Annotated in this window: 14 protein-coding genes and 1 tRNA gene; 11 read left to right on the forward strand and 4 right to left on the reverse strand. The window is 59.7% G+C overall.

Annotation, left to right across the window (positions count from 1 at the left end; all coding sequences use genetic code 11):
* Positions 1 to 159: 159 nt before the first annotated feature.
* The 10 genes from NW806_RS07965 to NW806_RS08010 all read left to right on the forward strand — a co-directional run bounded on the left by NW806_RS07965 (position 160) and on the right by NW806_RS08010 (position 14,103).
* Positions 160 to 1,299 (forward strand): response regulator, encoded by a 1,140-nt coding sequence (locus NW806_RS07965; protein WP_414410686.1) that lies wholly within the window; start codon positions 160 to 162, stop codon positions 1,297 to 1,299.
* Between the two features lie 296 nt (positions 1,300 to 1,595).
* Positions 1,596 to 1,961, forward strand: a complete 366-nt coding sequence (locus NW806_RS07970) for a response regulator transcription factor (RefSeq protein WP_414410687.1) — start codon at positions 1,596 to 1,598, stop codon at positions 1,959 to 1,961.
* A 64-nt stretch (positions 1,962 to 2,025) separates the two neighbouring features.
* On the forward strand, positions 2,026 to 2,544 hold the full coding sequence (locus NW806_RS07975; RefSeq protein WP_414396669.1) for a CheW domain-containing protein: 519 nt from the start codon (positions 2,026 to 2,028) through the stop codon (positions 2,542 to 2,544).
* Positions 2,545 to 2,886: 342 nt separating this feature from the next.
* Positions 2,887 to 5,196 (forward strand): methyl-accepting chemotaxis protein, encoded by a 2,310-nt coding sequence (locus NW806_RS07980; protein ID WP_414410688.1) that lies wholly within the window; start codon positions 2,887 to 2,889, stop codon positions 5,194 to 5,196.
* A gap of 145 nt (positions 5,197 to 5,341) precedes the next feature.
* A complete protein-coding gene (locus NW806_RS07985; RefSeq protein ID WP_414410689.1) occupies positions 5,342 to 10,123 on the forward strand; it encodes a response regulator in 4,782 nt (1,593 codons plus the stop codon).
* A 91-nt stretch (positions 10,124 to 10,214) separates the two neighbouring features.
* The gene (locus tag NW806_RS07990) at positions 10,215 to 10,853 is read left to right on the forward strand and encodes a DUF305 domain-containing protein (protein WP_414410690.1); all 639 of its coding nucleotides are present in this window, start codon (positions 10,215 to 10,217) and stop codon (positions 10,851 to 10,853) included.
* An 88-nt stretch (positions 10,854 to 10,941) separates the two neighbouring features.
* On the forward strand, positions 10,942 to 12,552 hold the full coding sequence (locus NW806_RS07995; RefSeq protein WP_414410691.1) for an apolipoprotein N-acyltransferase: 1,611 nt from the start codon (positions 10,942 to 10,944) through the stop codon (positions 12,550 to 12,552).
* A gap of 60 nt (positions 12,553 to 12,612) precedes the next feature.
* Positions 12,613 to 12,685: transfer RNA gene (locus tag NW806_RS08000), tRNA-Thr, on the forward strand.
* Positions 12,686 to 12,794: 109 nt separating this feature from the next.
* Entirely contained in the window at positions 12,795 to 13,403 is a 609-nt protein-coding gene (gene cbiT, locus NW806_RS08005; RefSeq protein WP_414405802.1) for a precorrin-6Y C5,15-methyltransferase subunit CbiT, read from the forward strand.
* 448 nt (positions 13,404 to 13,851) lie between these two features.
* Entirely contained in the window at positions 13,852 to 14,103 is a 252-nt protein-coding gene (locus NW806_RS08010; RefSeq protein WP_414410692.1) for a ferredoxin-thioredoxin reductase variable chain, read from the forward strand.
* On the opposite strand, the gene NW806_RS08015 is transcribed toward NW806_RS08010, so the two are convergent.
* The gene (locus NW806_RS08015) at positions 14,100 to 14,573 is read right to left on the reverse strand and encodes a phycobilisome protein (RefSeq protein WP_414396686.1); all 474 of its coding nucleotides are present in this window, start codon (positions 14,571 to 14,573) and stop codon (positions 14,100 to 14,102) included. The genes NW806_RS08010 and NW806_RS08015 overlap by 4 nt on opposite strands.
* Positions 14,574 to 14,743: 170 nt before the next feature.
* Here NW806_RS08015 and ftsH point away from each other — a divergent pair, with 170 nt between their 5' ends.
* Positions 14,744 to 16,657, forward strand: coding sequence for an ATP-dependent zinc metalloprotease FtsH (gene ftsH, locus NW806_RS08020; protein ID WP_414410693.1), 1,914 nt, complete (start codon positions 14,744 to 14,746; stop codon positions 16,655 to 16,657).
* A 75-nt stretch (positions 16,658 to 16,732) separates the two neighbouring features.
* Here ftsH and glgP read toward each other — a convergent pair whose 3' ends face one another.
* The 3 genes from glgP to NW806_RS08035 form a co-directional block, all read right to left on the reverse strand.
* Entirely contained in the window at positions 16,733 to 18,934 is a 2,202-nt protein-coding gene (gene glgP, locus NW806_RS08025; RefSeq protein ID WP_414410694.1) for an alpha-glucan family phosphorylase, read from the reverse strand.
* Between the two features lie 291 nt (positions 18,935 to 19,225).
* A complete protein-coding gene (locus NW806_RS08030) occupies positions 19,226 to 20,329 on the reverse strand; it encodes a SpoIID/LytB domain-containing protein (RefSeq protein WP_414410695.1) in 1,104 nt (367 codons plus the stop codon).
* 196 nt (positions 20,330 to 20,525) lie between these two features.
* Positions 20,526 to 21,047, reverse strand: a complete 522-nt coding sequence (locus tag NW806_RS08035; RefSeq protein WP_414410723.1) for a nucleoside deaminase — start codon at positions 21,045 to 21,047, stop codon at positions 20,526 to 20,528.
* Positions 21,048 to 21,208 lie beyond the last annotated feature (161 nt).

Raw genomic sequence — 21,208 nt, forward strand, 5'->3', positions numbered from 1 at the left:
ACTAGGGGATTCGGAGCCCAACGGGGATGTAGGCGCTCGGCTCTAACCTTAGACTCAGCTTCTTAAAACTTTAACTCCATTTCCAAGATAGTCCTACAGGCAGCCGTTAGAGACTAGCGCCATAATGGTCGTATCTTACTGACTGCAGGGAGGGATCCCATGCAGGGAAGACTCCAAGAGATCGATATCCGCAGCATTCTCCAGCTGATCGAGTTGGGCCAGCGCACCGGCGAACTTTTCGTGGAGGCAAACTCTTCCCTCTACTGGTTTATCTTCTTCCTCAATGGGCGGATCATCTATGCCTCTGAAGGCGAAGGCAACGTTGCTCGTCTCAGGGACTACCTGCGCCGCTTCCAGCTCGAAGCTGCCTTAGACGAAATTCAAATGCCACCCAAAGCAGCGGTGAATATCCCCGAGTACAGCCGCCTCTGGTCTTTGCTGGAAAGCCACAAGCTCAACCCCAACCAAGGTAAGCAAATCCTGCTGGGCATGGTGCGGGAAGTCCTCTTTGATCTGCTCAGCCTTCACCACGGCTCCTTTATTTTCGAGGCCGGCCCTCCTCTGGCCCCCCAACTGACCACCTTCCCGGTCACTTCCCTGCTCACTGAGATGGTGACCCAAGTGCAGGAGTGGAAGAAGCTGCATCCCTACATCCAGACTCCCAACCAAGCCCCCACCATCGTCAACCCCCTGCCCCTCCAGCAAACCCTGCCAGCCGCCGTCTTCAAAGCTCTGAGTGAGTGGTCGGACGGCAAAACCAGCATTCGCCAGATGGCCCGCTACCTGGGCCGAGACATCCTGCTAGTGGCCAAAGCCTTCTATCCCTATGTGCAGCAGGGGGCAATCCACCTGTCCGAGCCTGTCCCCCTTGCTGGTCCCAAGCCTAGTAGACCCCTCAAACCTAGCGACAAGCCTGCTCACATCCTCTGCATCGACGATTCCATGGCCATCCAAAAAACTGTGGAGTTCATCCTGCAAAACGAGGGCTACCAGGTTACTACCATTGGCAATCCCCTCAAAGCTCTGGGACAGGTGTTTCTCCTCAACCCCGACATGATTCTCTGCGATGTGGCCATGCCCAAGCTGGATGGGTATGAGCTATGCGCCATGTTGCGCAAATCCAGCCAGTTCCATGAAACCCCCATCGTGATGCTCACCGGCAAGGATGGTTTTGCTGACCGAATTAAAGCCCGCATGGCGGGAGCCAACGAGTTTCTGGGCAAGCCCTTTTCTGAGAAGGAGTTGTTGACCGTCGTCGAATCCTACGTGGGCCCACCTCCCAAACAGGGCGGCGAATAGAATCAAACGGGAGAGGGAATACCGGACGGAGGAATGCCGCATCGAAACAATAGGGGTAGCACGGCTGGCCCACAGCCCCAGAGCTGAGCAATAGGCTTCAGTCGCAGCAGGCCAACGGCTGGGGGGTGCAAGCGATGGTCAAAGTGATAGTGGATAACCAGTTACCTACCTGGAGGCCACGCAGGAACGGCTACGAAGTGCTCCGGTGAAAGGAAATGAAAGCACCCGACATGTTTGCGGAGTCTTTGCTCCACCAATTAGGTTAATGGTTAAGAGATCAAGGAGACCGGCCAAAAATGAGTCGCATTTTGGTGGTAGAAGATAGCCAATCCCAGCGGGAGATGATCAGTAAGCTGCTGCAGGAAAACGGCTTCGAGGTCATGACCGTGGAAGATGGAGTGGAAGCTGTAGAGGCGGTAAAGCAGAACAAACCCGACCTGATTGTGCTGGACATCGTCATGCCCCGCATGAACGGCTACGAGGTGTGCCGTCTTCTCAAAGCTGACCCGCTTACTCAGAACACTCCAATTGTCATGTGCTCTTCCAAGGGTGAGGAAGCCGACCGCTACTGGGGGCTGCGCCAGGGAGCAGATGCCTATGTCGTCAAGCCTTTTCAGCCGCAGGAACTGGTGGGTACGATTAAGCGATTACTAAGAGGCTAGCCCGCTTCCTGAGCAAGGGAGCGGTGGCCACCTCTCCACAGGATCATCCACAGGGGGGAGCATCATGGTGGGGGATCTGGACTTATTGATGGGGGACGAAACCCAAGAATTGAGAGAAATTGAGGCTCCTGAAGGTGAGCTATTCCTGAAATTCAAGGTTGCTACCGGCGAAGAATTTGCATTGCCGGCAGTATCAATTGTGGAAGTGATGAGCATTGGCCCTGAGAAGATTACCCCCATGCCCAATGTGGTACCGGTTTTGCTGGGCACACTCAACTTGCGGGGTGAAGTGATCTGGGTTGCAGACCTGGGGCAATTCTTGGGGATCAGTCCTCCCCTCAATCTTGAGCGTGCCGAGCTGCCTGTGGTGGCTGTGATGGATCAACAGGATTTGCTGATGGGATTGGCTGTGGACTCCATTGGGGGCATGGAGTGGCTCAAGACGGAATCGCTGCAACCTGTTCAGAAGGCTCCTGAGTCGCTAGCTCCCTTCTTGCGCGGAGAATGGGTGATGCCAGAGACAGGGGCTCACTTGCCGTTCCTGGATCCGTCGGCCATCCTGAAATCTAATCGTTGGGGCTGATGAGGAGCCGCCTATAAGTTCGCCAGGAAAAGGAGGATGTATAGTTCTTATCGAGATTGCTCCCTAGACAGGGGAAACAGCTTGGAGCCTGTTCCCAAGAGATTTGCCCCAAGCTTGCTGGGGATGTGTTGCGCTAGCTCTTGCCCCCAAAGCTTTAGGGTTGGAGGGGAAAAGCAGTCCATGAGCATATTACTACAGCTTTATGGCGACCTAGCGACTTTGAGGGGTTGGTATGGGGTGAGTTCTGTGCATTGAGGCTAAAGCAGTCCCAGAGGTAGCCAAGCAGGGAAGGGAGGAGCCATGGTTTCCAGCGCAAACAATCAGAGAGACTTCGCTGAGGGAATGGTTGCCTTTTGGCGGGGAGACTACGCTGAGGCAGTGCGTCTATTCAGCCAGGTGGCCGCTGCTCAACCTCAGGATACGGCGGTCAAGCTGTTGCTGGCTTCGGCCCAGAAGCAAGCAGGGCAACTGCGGGAAGCCCGCCATACCTACGATACCATCCTCAAAACGGCCAGCGATCCTGAGGATCTGGAAGCAGCCCGTAGGGGCCTGGAGGAGCTGTTGCAGGTGGCGCCGGAGCTAGCAGAGGCTCCCCCTTTACCGCAGGAGGACGATCTTCAGCCTCGGGAGGGGTTTGCTGCTCAACTGGAGGAGTCGGATCCCTTTTCCCAGTTTGCGTTTGAGGAGAGGAGAGAAGCTGGGGCCGATCCCCTTGCTGCGGAGAGCAACAGCTTTGGAGAATTTGCCGAACCTTCCGAGACGAGACTCTCAATGGAGCCAGCAGCCCCGTTGGGCTCCTCTCAGCCCCTGCCCACGACTCCTCGAACAACGGGAGGGGGTGTGAAGCAACCTCAGGCAGAGCCGATGCTCGAGGACGACTTTGCCTTCCTCAACGAGTTTGAGCAACAGCCGCAAGATCTGGAAAGCGATGCTGTTACTCAATTGGCTAGCGGTGCCGATTTTCCCGAGGAGATGGGCTTTTCTCTACCCACTTTTGAGGAAGGGGGATCCCTAGAGGGGAGCTTGCCAACGGAATTGGCCGCCCCCATGAGCGAGCCGATCCCTGCGCCCGATGAAGATACAGCCAGCGCTGGCTCTACGCTTTTTGAGCTTGACGAGCTGGACAACTTGGATCGCGAACTGGCCGGCACAGGCAGGAGCGAGCCGGCGGCCCTTGGCGCCGATGAGGGCAAGACGGGAGAAACGGCTAGAACGCTACAAAGCTTGCCGACTCTCTCCGTTCCTCTCCCCAGCATACCTAGAGGGGAACTGCCTAGCCGACTGACAGCCAATCAGCTAACCCTGGCGCTGATGCAAGGGGTGGTCAGTTTGGCTGCCGGCTTGGCCATTGGCTTAGGGATCCCAGCCAACGGTGGAGCCCGCCTGCTGGCCGGCGTAGTTGGCGGGGGGGTCATTGGCACAGGAGTTGGGGCTGTCCTTGCCTCCCGCCATGCCCAGCGCCTTCGCGCCACTACCCAAGAGCTGGCCGGACACTTTGCCGCCCTGGCCCAGGGGAATTATTCCGTGCGGGCAGAGGCGAGAGGAGATGACGAGCTGGGGCGCTTGGCCGACAGCTTCAACCGGATGGCTGCTGCCCTGGAGGCCCATTTTGCTGACCTCAGCCAGCGGGCTGCTGAACAGGGGCAGGCTAAGGAAGACTTGCAACGCCAAGTGATCCGCCTCCTGGACGATGTGGAGGGGGCAGCCCGCGGGGACTTGACGGTGCGGGCGGAGGTTACCGCTGACGTGCTCGGAGCTGTTGCTGACTCTTTCAACCTGACCATTAGAAGCCTGCGGGACATCGTGATTCAAGTGAAGCGGGCCGCAGCCGCTGTGAACGATGCAGCTTTACAGAGCGAGGACTTTGCCCGCAACCTTTCTGCCGACGCCCTGCGCCAGGCGGAGGAGATTTCCAACTCCCTCAACTCCATTCAGGAGATGACAGACTCCATTCAGGAGGTGGCTGGCAATGCTCGCGAGGCAGCCAATGTCGCTGCCCAGGCTACAGAAGCAGCTGCCCGAGGCGGAGAAGCCGTGGATCGCACGGTGGCCAGCATCCTGGAGATTCGGGAAGTGGCAGCAGAGGCGACCCGCAAGGTGAAACGCTTGGCAGAATCCTCCCAGGAGATCTCCAAGATTGTGGCTTTGATCTCACAAATTGCCTCGCGCACCAACCTGCTTGCCCTCAACGCCAGTATCGAGGCCGCGCGGGCCGGCGAGGCGGGACGGGGCTTTGCCATTGTGGCCGATGAGGTGCGGCAACTGGCTGACCGAGCCGCCAAAGCTTCGAAAGAGATCGAGCAGATTGTGCTGCAGATCCAGTCGGAGACCAGCAACGTCATGACAGCCATGGAAGAGGGAACCCAGGTGGTGATCGAGGGAACAAGGCGGGCTGAGCAGGCCAAAAACAGTCTGGACGAGATCATCGAGGTCAGCCACCAGATTGATAGGTTGGTGCGGGCCATTTCTCAGGCTACCGTACAACAAACAGAGACCTCTCGCGCTGTGGCCCACCTCATGCAATCGGTGGCGCTGACAGCCAACGAGACATCCGAAGAGGCGCAGAAAGTGGCTGCTTCGCTGCAGCAGTTGGTGGGCATTGCCCGTGAGCTTCAAGCTTCCGTGGGTCGCTTCCGAGTGGGAGATGAATGAGCAAATTTGCCTGGCTCGCGGGCACTCTAGGGAGTAAGGATCCCGAGTCTCCTTGGGAGCCCCCTGCCAATCAGCGCAGAGGCAAGTTTTCCTGTGTCCAATTTGTTACTACTAAAACTGTGGGCCGTAGGAGGAGCCTCCTGCCATGAATGAAGAAGCACAAAAGCGGATTCTCAACTATTTCATCGAAGAGGCCCGCGACCACTTGGCCACTATCGAGCAAGGGCTCCTCAGCTTGCGGGACACGGTCGGCGACCCTGAGCAAATCAATGAGCTATTCCGAGCTGCTCACTCCATCAAGGGGGGAGCAGCCATGCTGGGCCTTACCAGCATTCAGCGAACAGCCCACCGCCTAGAAGACTTCTTTAACATCTTTCGCTCTCGTCCGGGCGAGGTGCCAGTGGATCAGCACCTGGAAACACTGCTGCTGCAGGTCTTTGATGGTCTGACGGCGCTCTTGGACGAGCTGCAGAGCCCCCAAGGCCTCACCCAGGAGTTCAGCGCTTCCACTTTGGCAGGATTGGAGCCAGTTTTTCAGGAGGCCGAAAAGCACATTCGCAGTCTTCTGGGCGAAGGCCCCCCCTCCATTCCCGCTCCGGCTGTTGCCCCGCCGTCGGCAGCTCGCAGCCTTCAGCAGGAGATGGTGGAAGTGGTGCCGCAGCAGTTGCGGCAGATGTTGGAGCTGTTCAAGCAAGGGGATCAGCCGGGCGTGCGCGAGCAGTTGCGGGAGGCAAATGCCGTCCTCAAGCAAGTCGGGCAAACTCATCACTTGAAAGGTTGGCAACAGCTCACAGAAACTTTCGAGCAAGCGCTGGGCAACCCCAATGCCGATCTGCGAACGCTGGCGTTGATTGCCCTGCGGGACTTCAAGCAAGGGCAGCAGTTGATCTTGGCAGGCAGGGCTGAGGAGGTGAGTGCCTCGGCAGAATTGCAGCAGCTGGCCCGCCCGGCAGCGCCGGCTGCACCCCCTGATCCCTTGGACGTGGTGATCCAGCAGCGGATCCCGGCCCTACTGCGCCAGATGCTGGAGCTGTTCAAACGGCCCGACGACCCCGCTACGCGGCCCGCCTTGCAGAGCATCGCCCAATCCCTGCAGGAGGTGGGGCAAGCCGAGGGTGTGGATCTGGGCGGCTGGACAGCCCTAGCGCGCCTGGTTGGGGAGATTTTGGCAGATCCTGCCCAAGATTTACGGCAGGTGGCTCTGCCAGTGTTGCGAGATCTCAAGCAGGGCCACCAGGCTCTGGCTAGCGGAGCAGCCCAGAGCATCCAGCCCTCTGCAGAGTTGTTGGCCTTCCGCCGCGTGCCGACAGTTGCTGAGGAGGCTGAGTCAGAACTGTCCTCTGCCGAACCCGAGGCTGTCCTCTCTGCTCCGGCTCTAAGCCAAGAATCTGGGTTAGAGGAAGCCCTAGAAGCCGAAAGCCAAGAAACAGAACACCCAGAGCTAGGCCGGCCGGAGAGGCTTGCCGAGAAGGGGATAGAGGAAGACGGGCAAGCGGCCGCCGACCTTGCCCAAGAAGGCCTTGCTGGCTCCGCAGAGATGAACTGGCTTCAGGAGGAGGGGGCGCCACAAGCCGACTGGGCCGTGGGTGGAGGTGACTTCGACGCCACTCCCTTGAGTTTGGAGGAAGAAGTCTCCTTGGCCTTTGAGGAGCTGTTTGCCAACGCGGAACAGCTATCCGATATCGAAGAACTTCCACCAGAGCTGATCCCTCCTGCCTCTGAACTCTCCTCAGCAGCGTTCGAGGAGCTCATCCCAGAAGAGAGGAGAGCGGAAGCAGATCTGGCAGCGCTGTTTGCGGAAGTGGTGGGCGAAGCCACAGCGGAGGCTGGCTCTGCTGAGCGGACAGAGGCTGAGGACACAGGTCAAGCTCTCTGGAACGTCACCGAAGAGGAGTTGACGGCCCAAGCACCTGCGGAAAGGCCTACGGCGAGCCTCGACTTTGCGGCTGCAAGTGGTGGAGTGGAGGCCCCGTTTGAGCTGGAGGAGCTAGCCGTTGAGAGTTCTCCCTTGCCTGACTTGGAGTCAACTCCCAGGGTGGAGCCTTGGGCAGAGGTCGAGGAGGGATCCCCTGCCGAGGAGAGCCTAGAGGATCTTCTTGGGGCGGCAGAGCTGGCCTGGTCGGAAGCAGCCGAGCAGTCTGAAAGCCTCGAGGAGCCAGAGGTTGCGGCAGCCCAGGGCTTCACGGCTGAGCTGAGCCTGGCTGAGCTCTTGGCTAGTGAGACGGTGGAGGCCCCAGAAAACCAGGAGGAGTGGGCGCTCCTGGCGCAGATGTTCCCAGCCCCAGAAGAGGAGCCTTCTGCAGCAGCTGCTGCCTCCTTCTCGGAGGATTCTCTCAACCGTCTCGAGGTGTTGTTTGCCGAGGAGGCCGAGGCCGAAGAGCTGGGCAGGGGGGCTGGCGAACCTTCATCGGCTGTGGATACTGATGGCGACAGCCAGATCGATCTGGAGGAGCTGAGCCGGTTCTTTGCCGCAGCGGCAGACACGCAGGAAGGAGCCCCCCTGGCTGACCTAGAAGCCTCGCCAGCAAGCAACTTAGCTGCAGAAGTTCCGCCAGAGGTAGCAGAGGAGGGTAGGGCTCTGCAGTCAGCAGAGGAAGACCTGGCCAGGCAACTGGAAAGCCTGTTTGCCGAGGATGAGCCCTTGGCCGCCCTGGGCGCAACTGTGGCTGAGGGCAAGATGCAGACCCCGGCAGAAGCAGCTTTAGAAGGCTCTTCCAGCCCTAGCCTGGACGATCTGGCTGCTCTCTTTGATGCTGCTGAACCAGCAGTGACTCCTAAGCTGGAAGAGGCTACTGCTCCCCCTGCAGAAGCCGCCAGCGACTTCGCAGCCCAACTGGAATTGCTCCTAGGCGACCTCGAGGTCGCTCCCCAGGCTCCTCCTGCGCCTTCTCCCCCTGCTGTTACTGCTCCAGCAGCCACCCCAGCAGTACCCGCTACGCCAGCAACACCGGCCAGCCGACGGGCTGCCCTAGGTAGCTCTGTAATGCGGGTGGAGGTGCGTCACCTGGACTTCATCAACAACTTGGTGGGAGAGCTGGTTGTTATTCGCAATAGCATAGAGCAAAACCAAACTCGCCTGCGCCAATTTCTCGATGGCCTATTGAGCCGTGTCCAGCAGCTTGGGGAGCTGGGCCAGCGCATGCGGGATCAGTACGACCGCTCCCTGCTGGAAGCAGCGCTGTTTTCTGGCCGCAGGAGCACGGCAGCAGTGGGCTCCAGTCGCAACGGCGAGGGATCCAGCCGCGCCAGAGTAGGTCACTCCACAGGCCAGGAGTTTGACAAGCTAGAGATGGACCAGTTTACGGCCTTCCACGCCCTGGCCCAGGAGATTATCGAGCTCATTGTGCGGGTGCGTGAGTCTTCCTCCGACATTGAGTTTGCCGTGAATGAGGCGGAGCAGATTGCCCGCCAGTTCCGGCAGGTCACCGCCCAACTGCAAGAGGGCCTGAACCGAGCGCGCATGGTGCCTTTTGCGCAAATTGCCGACCGCTTGCCCCGAGCTGTTCGCGACCTCTCCCTCAAAACCGGTAAGCAGGCCAGCCTGGTGGTGGAAGGCCGGGACACCCTTATCGACAAGGCCATTCTGGAAGAGCTCTCCGACCCGCTAACCCACCTGGTGAACAACGCCCTGGTGCACGGGATCGAGCCGCCGGAAGAGCGGCGCCGCTTGGGCAAGCCCCCTGAGGGCAAGATTACCGTCAAGGCTTTCTACCAGGGCAACCAAGCCATCATTGTCGTCTCTGACGACGGGGCGGGGATCCCGGTGGAGAAGGTCAAGGCCAAGGCGCAAAGGTTGGGGCTGCTGTCAGAGGAAGCAACCGAAGACGAGGTATTTGGGGTTCTCTTCCACCCCGGCTTCAGCAGCCGTGAGGCTAGCGAGGTAGACGATCTGGCTGGGCGAGGGGTTGGCTTGGATGTGGTGCGGCGCAACATCACTGCACTGCGCGGCAGCATTCAGGTGGATTCTGTGCGCGGCAGGGGCACCACCTTCACCATCTGCCTGCCGCTCACTCTAAGCATTTCCAAGGCGATGGTGTGTGTCAGCGACAAGGCCCTGATTGCCTTCCCCCTCGACGGCGTGGAGGAGATGCTGGATGTTCCCGTCGACGCCGTGCAGCCTGATGAGCAGGGACGGCCCACCATTCCCTGGCGGGATCAGCGTCTTCCCTTCCAGCCCCTCTCCAGCTTGTTGTCCTACAGCCGCAGCCACAGCCGCAGCCGCTCTGAGGTCTATACCGTCACCCAGGATGAGGGTATCATTCCCATCGTTGTCCTCCAAAGTGCGGGCCAGTACCTTGCTCTGCAGGTGGACAGCTTTGTGGAAGAGCAGGAGATCGTGATCAAGCAACTGCGCGGCCCTGTGCCCAAACCGCCGGGAATCTCTGGGGTAACGGTGTTGGGGAACGGGCGGGTGCTGCCGATTGCGGACGTCCTCGAGCTGGTGGATATGGCTCAAGGCCGCCGTCGCGATCTCAGCCGCCTCTGGGCAGAGCGTCGCGCTGAGGAGCCAAGGGCCGAGGAAACCCATCAGACCACGGTGCTCATTGTGGACGACTCGATTACCGTGCGAGAGCTGCTCTCCATGTCCTTCCAAAAGGTGGGCTACCGGGTGGAGCAGGCCCGCGATGGCCAGGATGCCTGGGAAAAGCTGCGTGGCGGCTTGCGCTGCGATCTTGTCTTCTGCGACATCGAGATGCCGCGCATGGACGGTCTAGAGTTGCTCTCCCGCATACGGGCAGACAGCAACCTCAAGCATATTCCGGTAGCTATGCTCACCTCGCGGGGGGCAGAACGACACCGGCAAACAGCCCGGGAGCTGGGGGCCACTGCCTACTTCACCAAGCCTTACCTGGAGGAGGAGCTGCTCAGCGCTGCTGCCCGCATGCTGCAAGGGGAGCAGTTGTTGAAGCCTGCCCCCCCTTCCTGAAGGGGCGACGCCAGGATCGCCAAAGGGCTTGACTCCAGAGGGGATTGGAAGGTGTAGGATATTGGCCTGTTGTCCTCGGAGGGAAGTGGCGATGCGCCTGACTGTCTGGGCTCTCATCCTGGCTGGTGGGTTTGTCCTGGGGGCTTCCTGGGCTGGCAGGGAGCTGGAGGCAACTGCTCATGAGAGCAAGGGGAAGGGGGAGCTCTCGATCCATAGAGCTCATCGGATAAGCCTAGGCCCTGCCAACGAATCCTTCGACCTGCGGTTTCTGGATGCGATGATCCTCCACCACGAGGGAGCGGTGAGCATGGCCGCGGAGGCCCTGCAAAAATCCCGGCGGCGGGAAATTCGTCAGTTAGCCAAGGATATCATGGCTGCCCAGAGCCAAGAAATCAAGCAGATGCAAGGCTGGCGGCTGAGCTGGTACCCGCAAGCTCCCCGGGATCCCGTCATGTGGCATGAAGAGATGGGCCACCAGATGGCCATGACTCCGGAGATGGCTGCTGCCATGCGCATGGATACCAACCTGGGATCCGCTGACCCTGAGTTTGACCTGCGCTTCCTGCAAGCCATGATCCAGCACCACGAAGGAGCCCTGGTCATGGCTAGAGAGGCTCTGGAAAAATCCAAGCGCCTCGAGATTCGGCAACTGGCAACAGCCATTGTCACTACCCAGCAGGCGGAGATTGAGCAAATGCGGGCCTGGCAAAAGCGGTGGTATCGGCGGTAGGGCCGCTGGGATAGAAAGATGAGGGGATGCGAGCAAGACCAGCTCTTACGGCTGCCCGCAGCACCCAAAGGATTCCTCCGCATTGCCAATGGCCCTGGAGCTGCCCTCCCTCCCTCAACACCCCGATTTGCTTCCACCGGTTCGCCAAGACCGGAGATCCCGCTGGCTGGCAGGGCTAGCTGTTTTGCTGCTGTGCTTGGGATCCCCCAACCGCTGGTTGCACTGGTTCCCAGGGGCACTACTGGGCCTAGCACCCCTGTTTTACCTCTGCGAACAGCAACAGGGGTGGAGGCGGTGGCGTTTGGCCTATGGCCTGTGGTTTTGCGTGTGCCTGTACGCCTTCTGGGTGGATCCCTTCTCCCTTCAAGTGCTCAGCGCCTGGGAAGTCTTGGGGGGAGTGGTGGTGGCCCCCCTGATTCCTCTGTTTTTCACAACGGCCACAGTTTTAAGTTTGCAGTGGAGCCAGCCGCTTCCCCCCTGGGCCCGTCCTCTAGGGGTAGCCACGGTCTGGACAGGGCTAGATGGGCTGCTGGGCCTGCTCCGCTGGCCGATTCCCTTCCACTGGGGATCCCTGCTGTTCGATTGGCCGCTGGGGATCCAAGTGGCTGATCTAGCGGGGATCTGGGGGGTGACCTTTTTTGCGGTCTTCGTCAACGGCGTGCTCTGGCAGTTGGCCCTCCAGCTTCCCCAGCTGTCCTTGCGGGGGGTGCTGAGTGCAGGGCGCAGAAACCCGGATTTCTGGCGGATCTTGGCCTGCGGCCTGGCTCTAGCAGGGCCAGTCTTGGCCTACGGGAGCGTGCGGCTGGCCTATTTCGATGTCCTGGCGGCAAGAGGAGGGAATCCCAGCTTTCGCGTGGGGACGGTGCAGCAGGTGGCCTGGCTAGAAGCCGATCGCAGTTGGGACTACCGCAGCCAGCGCTACCGCGAGCTGCACCAGCTTTCGGCCCAAGCGGTGGCCGAGGGGGCCCAGTTGGTGATCTGGCCAGAAGGAGCGCTGCGGGCCCGCCTGCTGAACACCCCGCTACAGCCCTATGTGATCGAGCCCATGCAAGCCATCCTTCCCCCTGAAGGGGCCTTGATTACCGGGGCAACGGAGCCCGATCCCCGAACGGTACATCTGCCAGAGGAGGAGCAGCGGTTTTTCAACACAGCCCTCCTCTTCAACGCCCAGGGCCAGGTGCAGGATTGGTTTGGCAAGCAGTGGATCTTCCCCTACTTCGAGTCGGGCCGCTACGTGCCCTCTCCCGATGGCTATCGGCCGCTAGCAGGAGGAGAGCTGTTTGGGCCTTTGGGGGTGATGATCTGCCTGGAGAGCGTCTTGCCTGCCCCCAGCCGAGCTCTAACTCGTGCGGGAGCGGAGTCGTTGATCGTGATCTCCGACAGCAGCTGGTTTGGCAACAGCCACTGGCCCATGCTCCACGGCCGGCTTTCGGTCTTTCGGGCGGTTGAAAACCGGCGCAGCGTGGTTTTTGTCAACAACACCGGCGGCAACTTGGTGGTGGATCCCTCCGGTCGAATACAACGCGTGGGCCCGATTTTTCAGCGCGGAGTGGTTACTGGAGAGGTGAGGCGGCAATCCCAGCTAACCTTCTACACGCGCACAGGCGACTGGCTGGCCTGGTTGACCTTAGGCCTTTCTCTGGGATTGAAGGCCTGGGGATCCCGAGCCAAGCCAGGATACGCTAAAATTCCCAGGTAGGGTTAGGGCTTTGCGGCAGGCAGTGCCTAGCTCCGCTTAAATGGAATCCGAGCCCTCCTTGCTGATGTAGCTCAGTTGGTAGAGCAGCTCACTCGTAATGAGCAGGTCATCGGTTCGAGTCCGATCATCAGCTTCAAAACCTGCCTTAGCTTTACAAGGGCTGTGGGGCGGGAGGGGCTGCCCCCTAAGGTTGGCTAGGTGATCAAGCTGTCTCCTTACCTTCCCGGCCGCAGTTTTTGGCCATGACAACCCCTTTTCCTTGGCCCTACCGCACCCCTGGCATTCCAGACTCTGCCTTTGAGCGGATCCCGGGGATCCCTATGAGCCCCCGCGAGGTGCGGGTGCTGGTGCTGAGCCAGTTACGCTTGGGAGAAGACCACTGCCTATGGGATATCGGCGCCGGCACTGGCACCATTGCCATCGAGGCGGCCATTCTCTGCCCCCGCGCTTGCGTGATTGCCATCGAGCGTGATGCTGAGGTGGTCAGCTTGATCGAGAGTAACTGCCAGAAATTTGGCCTCAGCAACGTGCAAGTTATCCAGGGCACTGCTCCCGAGTGTCTGCATCAGCTTTCTCCGCCCCCCGACCGCCTCTGCATTGAAGGGGGCCATCCCCTCCGCCAGATCCTAGAGGCTGCTTGGCACTATCTCAAACCCAACGGCCGAGTCGTGGCCACCACCAATTCGCTAGAAGATCTCTACGGCCTCTCCGCGGGCCTGGCTGCGGTGGGAGCCCACCAGGTTGAAGTTATCCAGGCAGCAGTAAACCGTCTGGAGTCGCGAGGCCGCACCCAACTGTTGCTGGCTTTGGATCCTACTTTTGTGTTAAGCGGAGAGAAAAGCTCTAAATAGCTTGAGAGGTTTCTTCTCCGCTGCTTGCAAAGCTTTTTCTAAAGCAATGTGAATCAACCAAACCGAACCACCAGGACTCCAATTTTCTCCAGCTGCAGAGGGCAATGGAGAGATTTCACGTCCCCTTTCCAGAGTTGCAGGCAGTAAGGCTGGAGCAGCTGTTGACTCGACCTGCAGCGACTTGAATGCTATGGGGACTGGGGCATTGGCAATCGCTGCCGACAGGAAGTGATTTAGGCCAAGCCAGCCGAAGGAAAAGCCAGCTTGGGCTAGCGATGCCTCCTCGCTTTACCCCGCTCTTCCCGAAACCCTAGCAGCTGCCAATCCCCCACTGGGAGCCCAAGGAAGGCAACTGCTGCCTCATACATATTTCTCTACATTCTGAAGCCTTTGTTAGGGATCGAGGTAGAGTATTTCCAGAACAATTGCCCCTCCGGGAGAGCAAAGGATGAAAGTTGGAGATCGAGTACGGGTGCGCGCCAGCGTGATTGTCTATCACCACCCGGAACATCGCAATCAACCGTTTGACCTCAAGGGCATGGAGGGAGAAGTAATAGCTATCATCCGGGACTGGAATGGCCGCCCTGTCAGCGCCAACTTTCCCTTTCAGGTGCAGTTTAGTAACAAGTTCCGCGCCCATCTGCAGGCGGAGGAACTGGAGCTGATCGAGGCGGCCCCCTTGCCGGAAACTCCTGCCTAGGAGAGACCTAGCAGGGTGCGGTTGGTTTCCAGAATTGGCTGGATTAAGGCAAACTCCGCCGGGGTAAGGTACTTGGCAATCACCTCCTGCAGAAGGCGGTAGGTGGCCTCGCAACTGCGCTGCGTGCGAAAGGCCCGCATCAAGGTCTGAAACCAGTAGAGGAATCGCTCCTTGTAGCGCTGCTCATCGTCCAAAAGCATGGCCAAAGCGGAAAGACGCAAAACCCGCACTGTGTCTGCCTTCCACTTGTTGCTGAAGTCCTCTATCCCCCGCATGAGCAAGTAGGGATCCAAGGCGCGCAGCTTGGCCTCCACCTCGCCGACAATCTGGGCTTCCGCCGCTTGAATTTTGCGGTAGGCGCTTAGCCGCAACTCAAAAGAAGCTAGGTAGGCCTCCATGAACTGCATCTCCTCATCTCGGAGATAGCGTCCGTCGGCGGCCAGGCTCAATTGGCGCAGTTGGGTCAGCATCGGGATACCAGAGGAATACAGGAGGGCATTCGCTTGCTTCTAAGCCTAGCGGCAGAAGGTGTGCCATTTGATTTCCGCTGGCTTCTCAGCTAGGTTAATATTAGTTAATAGTCTGCCGGTGGGCCCAGGCACCATCGAATAGAAAGCACCCTTTGGGAGGAAACACTTCCGTGAGTCAGAAAAGTAAAAACAAAAAATGGAGGAGTGCCGGCTTGTATGCCTTGCTGGCCATCGTCTTGATCTCGCTGGCCACAACCTTCTTCGGCACCCGCCCGGCTGAGCGCCTGGAGATCAGCTACTCGGATCTCATGAGCCGCGTAGAGCGGGGCGAGGTCAGCAAGGTTTTGGTTGAGGTTACCCCTGATGGCCGCCAAATTGCCATTGCCGACGCGGAGATCAACAGCCGCGCCACTCGAGTGCAGGTCAATCTGCCCCCCCTCACTCCCGACTTTGAGAACACCTTGCTTGCCAAAGGAGTAGAACTGGCAGTGCGCCCTGTTCAGGATGAGGGTTTGCTGGGGCGCATCTTTAGCACCTTCCTTCTACCTGTTTTGCTGCTGCTGGGTCTGTTTTTCCTGCTACGGCGAGCCCAGAATGGCCCTGGCAGTCAAGCGCTTAACTTCGGCAAGTCGAGGGCGCGGGTGCAGATGGAGCCCAAAACCCAAGTTACCTTCAACGATGTGGCAGGTGTAGACCAGGCCAAGCTGGAGCTGGCGGAGGTGGTAGACTTTTTGAAAAACCCTGAGCGCTACAACGCTCTCGGGGCAAGGATCCCGCGAGGGGTGTTGCTGGTCGGCCCTCCAGGCACCGGCAAAACTCTCTTGGCCCGCGCTGTGGCTGGGGAGGCAGGGGTGCCCTTCTTTTCCATTTCCGGCTCCGAGTTTGTGGAGATGTTTGTGGGGGTAGGAGCCTCGCGCGTGCGGGATCTATTCGAGCAAGCTAAGCAAAATGCCCCCTGCATTGTCTTTATCGACGAGATCGATGCCGTTGGTCGGCAGCGGGGAGCGGGTTTGGGAGGTGGCAACGACGAGCGGGAGCAAACTCTCAACCAGCTACTGACCGAGATGGATGGCTTTGAGGGCAACTCCGGTGTCATTGTTATTGCAGCTACCAACCGACCCGATGTGTTGGATGCAGCGCTGCTGCGACCGGGGCGCTTTGACCGCCAAGTAACGGTGGACCGCCCTGACTTCCAAGGCCGCCTGGAGATCCTCAAGGTGCATGCCCGTGGCAAAACCCTGGCCGCCGATGTGGATTTGGAGAAGTTAGCCCGCCGTACCCCTGGGTTTACGGGGGCGGATCTAGCCAACCTGCTCAACGAGGCAGCCATCTTGGCGGCCCGCCGCAACCTCACGGAGATCTCGATGGACGAGATCAACGACGCGGTGGATCGAGTACTAGCTGGCCCAGAGAAGAAGGATCGCCTTATGAGCGAGCGGCGCAAGGAGCTGGTGGCCTACCACGAGGCGGGCCACGCCCTGGTGGGAGCCCTCTTGCCCAACTACGATCCCATCCAAAAGGTCACCATCATCCCTCGCGGCCAGGCGAGCGGCCTTACCTGGTTTGTGCCCAACGATGACGACATGGGCCTGACTAGCCGTGCTCATCTCAAAAACATGATGACTGTCGCCCTAGGCGGACGGGTGGCCGAAGAGGTGGTTTATGGCGAGGCAGAGGTGACTACGGGGGCAGCCAGCGACCTGCAGCAGGTAGCCCGTATTGCCCGCAACATGGTGACTCGCTTTGGCATGAGCGACCGCCTAGGCAATGTGGCCCTGGGCCGCCAGTACGCCAACATCTTCCTAGGTCGCGAGATTGCTGCCGAGCGGGACTTCTCCGAAGAGACAGCAGCCCTTATCGACGAGGAAGTGCGGCGTTTAGTCAACGAAGCCTACCAGCGGGCTACCTATCTCATCCGGGAGAACCGCGCTCTCTTGGATCGCATTGCCCGTCGCCTGGTGGAGGCGGAAACCATCGACGGGGAAGAGCTACAGGCAATCATCGAGAGCTCTGAAGTGGTGATGCTGCCACCTGAGGAGGAGGAGCCGGTGAGCTTGCCAGTGGCCCTCAACGTCAACGCTTAGGTCTCTCTCGCTGGAGGCGAGGCGGGGGATCCCTGCTTTCCAGGCAGGGATCTCAAGTTTTTCGAGGAGGCTGTCTTAGTCGACGACAGCCGAGCCCGACAAGAGGCGGCTCACCTCTGTTTCGGTGGCCCGAGGCTCGTACATCTTCACCACGTATTCAGCCACCATGCGGTCGGTGTTGAAAACCGGGTTGAGCGTGCGGATCGCCTCCTTCATGCGGGCAACCCAGCGGCGCGGGATCCCCTTTTCATCCCGCTCGTAGAACATGGGGATGATCTCGTACTCCAACACATCGTAGAGGGAGTTGGCATCCAGTTCATCTTGGATGGCGGGATCTAGGCCTTCAATGGCTTGTCCAATGGCCCAGCCGTTGCGACCGTTGTAGCCCTCAGGCCACCACCCATCCAAAACCGAGAGGTTGAGCCCGCCGTTGAAGCCCACCTTTTGCCCAGAGGTGCCCGAAGCTTCAAGAGGGCGCCGCGGGGTGTTTAGCCACAGATCCACCCCTTGGATCAAGTTGCGGCTGACGTAGGCATCGTAATTTTCAATAAAGGCAACCCTGTGGGCCACCTCAGGCCGATTTGACCATTCGACTACCCGTTGGATGAGGCGCTTACCCTCTTCATCTCGCGGGTGAGCCTTGCCAGCAAAGATAATTTGCACAGGGTATTCTTTGTTGGTGAAGATGCGGGTAACCCGCTCCAAATTCCGCAAGATGAGGTCTCCTCGCTTGTAGGTGCTAAAGCGCCGGGCAAACCCAATCGTCAGGATCTTGGGATCCAGCAACTGGTTGACAGCCTGAATGCGCTCGTTGCTCTCTCCGCGGCTGCGCCGCGCCCGCAACACCCGGTGACGGGTAAAAGCCACCAGCCGCTCCCGCAGGGCTTCTTTGCACCGCCATAGTTCCTCATCAGGTATTTCCTCTACCTTGGCCCACAGCTCCGGGTCGGATACCCGCTCGGGCCAGTCGGGACCTAGGTATTGGTTGTAGAGGTTCCAGAAAAGAGGAGCAACCCAGGTGCGGGCGTGAACCCCATTGGTAATGGAGCCAATGGGCACCTCATCCACGGAGCGCTCTGGGTAGAGCACATGCCACATCTGGCGTGAGACCCGACCATGCAACTGGCTTACTCCGTTAGCCGCACGTGCGTAGCGCAAAGCCAGCACCGTCATGTTGAAGGGCTCCCAGGGATCCCCGCCGCGCCGCGCTCCCAGAGCCAAAAACTGCTCCCGCGTCAGGCCTAGTTGCGGCCAGAAAGAGGCAAAGAACGCATCCATCTCGCTGGGGCTGAAGGCATCGTGGCCAGCCGGCACCGGCGTGTGAGTGGTGAACACACATTTCTCCCGCACCTTGGCCTCTGCTGCCTCAAAGGGCGTGCCCCGCGCCACCTCCTCCCGCAGCAGCTCCAGGGTTAGGAAGGCGGAATGCCCCTCGTTCATGTGGTAGACCATGGGATCCAAGCCCAGCTGGCGCAGCAGCCGTACCCCGCCAATGCCGAGGACGCACTCCTGGGCAAGGCGCGTGTCGGTGCTGCCGCCATAGAGGTGGGCGGTGATCCAGCGGTCAATAGGATCGTTCTCCGGCAGGTTAGTGTCTAAGAGGAAAAGGGGAACCCGGCCCACATCGACCCGCCAGGCGCGCACCTTGACCAACCGCTGCCGCATTGACAGCTCCACCAGCAGGGGGCTGCCATCTGGCCGCCGCACCAGCGTCAGGGGCAGGGAGTCAACCTCACAGTCTTCGTAGAGCTCCCCTTGCCAGCCACTGATGTCGAGGCGCTGTTGGAAATAGCCTTGACGGTAGAGCAACCCCACGCCCACCATCGGCACCCCTAGATCGGAGGCGGATTTGAGGTGATCGGCGGCCAGCATGCCCAGGCCACCGGAGTAGATCGGCAAGGACTCGTGTAGACCGTACTCAGCGCAGAAATAGGCAATAGGGCGCTGCCAGTCGTAGGTTTTCATGGTGCGCTTGGCCCAGGTATCCTCAGCTGCCATGTACTTGCGATAGGCTTGCACCATCCGATTGAGGGTGTTGAGATAGTTGACATCGGTGGCCAAGGCCGCCAAGCGCAAGTAAGAAACCTCCTCCAGCATGCGCACTGGATTGTGGGAGGTTTTTTCCCAGAGGGCAGGATCCATTTCCCGGAAAATGGTGAGGTGATCCGGGTTCCAAGTCCACCAGTAGTTGCGGGCAATCTCGCACAAAGGGGCAAGCGCCGGCGGCAGGGCCGGGCAACGTTCGGGAAAAGCAGAGGCTAGAGCAGCAAGGGACATAGGATAGATACCTGGGGCGGCGGAGTTTGATTGTACTTGGTAAGCGTTTCTAACTGATTTTAGATTCAGCAGGATCTCTACAACCTGCAGTAGCTCCAAGCCAGATTTCCTCAGCCTTTATTATCCCAGCAGCTCAGCTTTCAATCTCAAAGAGGGCCACTGGCCAGTCTTCGGCCCGTCTGGAGAGATGGCGCTGCATCAGGCTAACAGAGGGTAATTGCCACAAGCTCGGAAAAGCTTTAGCTGCCTTCGCTACCAAATGAGTTCTTCCGATAGGAGCTCCCACTGAACCTAGCGTCCCTCCACCACGGCCAAGCTGGTGTTGCGGTAGTAGTGGCTGAGGATCTGTTGGTAGGAGTAGTTTTGGCTAGCCAGGGCGGCAGCTCCCCACTGGCTCATGCCCACTCCGTGCCCGTAGCCGCGCCCTTGGATCTCGAAGAAAGCAGGGAAGCTTGCCCTAGCAGGAGTCAGGCTGGCGGTGGTGGCTGTCTCCCCACGCGGGCTGATGGTGATCATTGTGCTGCGCAACCCCAGGGCCTTGCGAAACTCGTTACCCCTGATGTCTTTACTGCCCTGGGATCCCACTAGGCGCAGGGTAATGGCCCGTCCCCAAGGGGAGCTGCGCAGGATCTCGATGGAACGGATGGCACCGATCCCGTCGGCCAACTGCTGGATCTGGTGAGCAGGAATGGTGGCCGTCCAGCTAAACACGGGCGAGTGGTGATCGAAGTCGGGCACCCCCTGCAAGTAGGGCCGCGACTCCAGCCAAACATTGCCGGCATCGTCTGTGTGCCCCCCACTGGAGGAGTGGAAAACAGCGTTGATCAACTGCCCCTGGTGGACGAGAACCTGCCCGGCCGTCTCGCGGGCCGCTGCTTGGGTGCGGTTGGATTCAGCCGCCACCCCCTTGTAGACCTGCCAATCGACGCCATTTCCGATGTCAAAAGGCTGGTGAGAACGGCGACTGCGATGGTAGAGGGCATAGGTGCGGGAGGCCACGGCTTGGGCTTTGAGGGCCTCCATCGGGAAACGGTGACCCATCTCGCTGCCCACCACGCTGGAAACGTAGTCCTCCAAACCCACTTGATTGATAGCGATCACTCCCCTCTCGCCGGGGATCAGCTCTGCCCAGCCGCGGTACCAGTTCTGGTCAATGAACACCAGCCCCTCCGGCTCCGTAGGCTGGAGATAGAGGCGCTCTGCCTGGTGACCAGCTACGCTTACTGCTGAGCCTACCCGAATGGCCTGAAGGGGCTGCATGGCCGGGATCTCAGCTAGCAGCTGGCCTTGGGGGTTTAGGAGACGGGCCGGAGTAGAGCTGCCAAGCCTAACCTGTGGCTTGTTGACGGCAATGCCCACCCGCAGCAGCACCCGCGCCTGAACTGGGAAGGTCAAGCAAAGCCAAGCCCAAACCAGAAAGCCAGCTAGCCGAGCTAGTGGAGCAGAAAACTGCTTTTCAGGCACAGCCCCTATCCTCCGCACGAGACTACTTGGAAGCAGAAAACCTCCCGATTGCCCGCAAAGCTGGCCAACCCGTTATGACGATATATCAAAAACTGCCTGCAGAGGCACCTTCTTGGGTTCTCGCTCCTCACAAAGAGCTCCCCCGCCGGCGGCTAAACCACTCCTGCAACAGACGACGACACTCAGCCTCGCAGACCCCCCCGATGACTTCTGGGCAATGGAAGCTGGCAGCAGAAGCAGGCAAGTTGAGCACGCTGCGCAGTGCGCCGGCCTTGGGATCGTCAGCACCATAGATCACCTGGGCCAGCCGCGATTGGCTAATCGCCCCCGCACACATGGGGCAGGGCTCCAGGGTCACGTACAGCCGGCAGCCCTGCAACTGCCAATCGCCCAGGCGCTGCCCCGCCTGCCGCAGGGCCAAAATCTCTGCGTGGGCCGTGGGATCCCGATCCCGCTCCCGCCGGTTGCCGCTCAGGGCCAGCAACTCTTCCCCTGGCCCGACCACCAGAGCTGCCACGGGCACCTCGCCCGCCTCCCCCGCTTGCCTAGCTTCTTCTAGAGCTAACTGCATCCAGGCGCGGTGGCGCTGCCACGGATCCCGCTCCTGGGGCAAAAAAGAGGGGATCTTGCCCAAATTGCCGATCGTCATTGAGCGTTTGAGCACTGCTGTTGCCTGCTAGATTTGCTAAGTTGAGCACAGGGCTCTCACCCATCTAAAGGGTAACGGGGGGCCAGGTAGGATAGGGTATAGAGGCGGGGTTAACCAAGCTGGCCTTAGTCAGCGGATTGGGTCTAAGCCTTCCCTATCCT

The sequence above is a fragment of the Synechococcus sp. W65.1 genome, assembly GCF_047461615.1.
GTDB lineage: Bacteria > Cyanobacteriota > Cyanobacteriia > Thermostichales > Thermostichaceae > Thermostichus.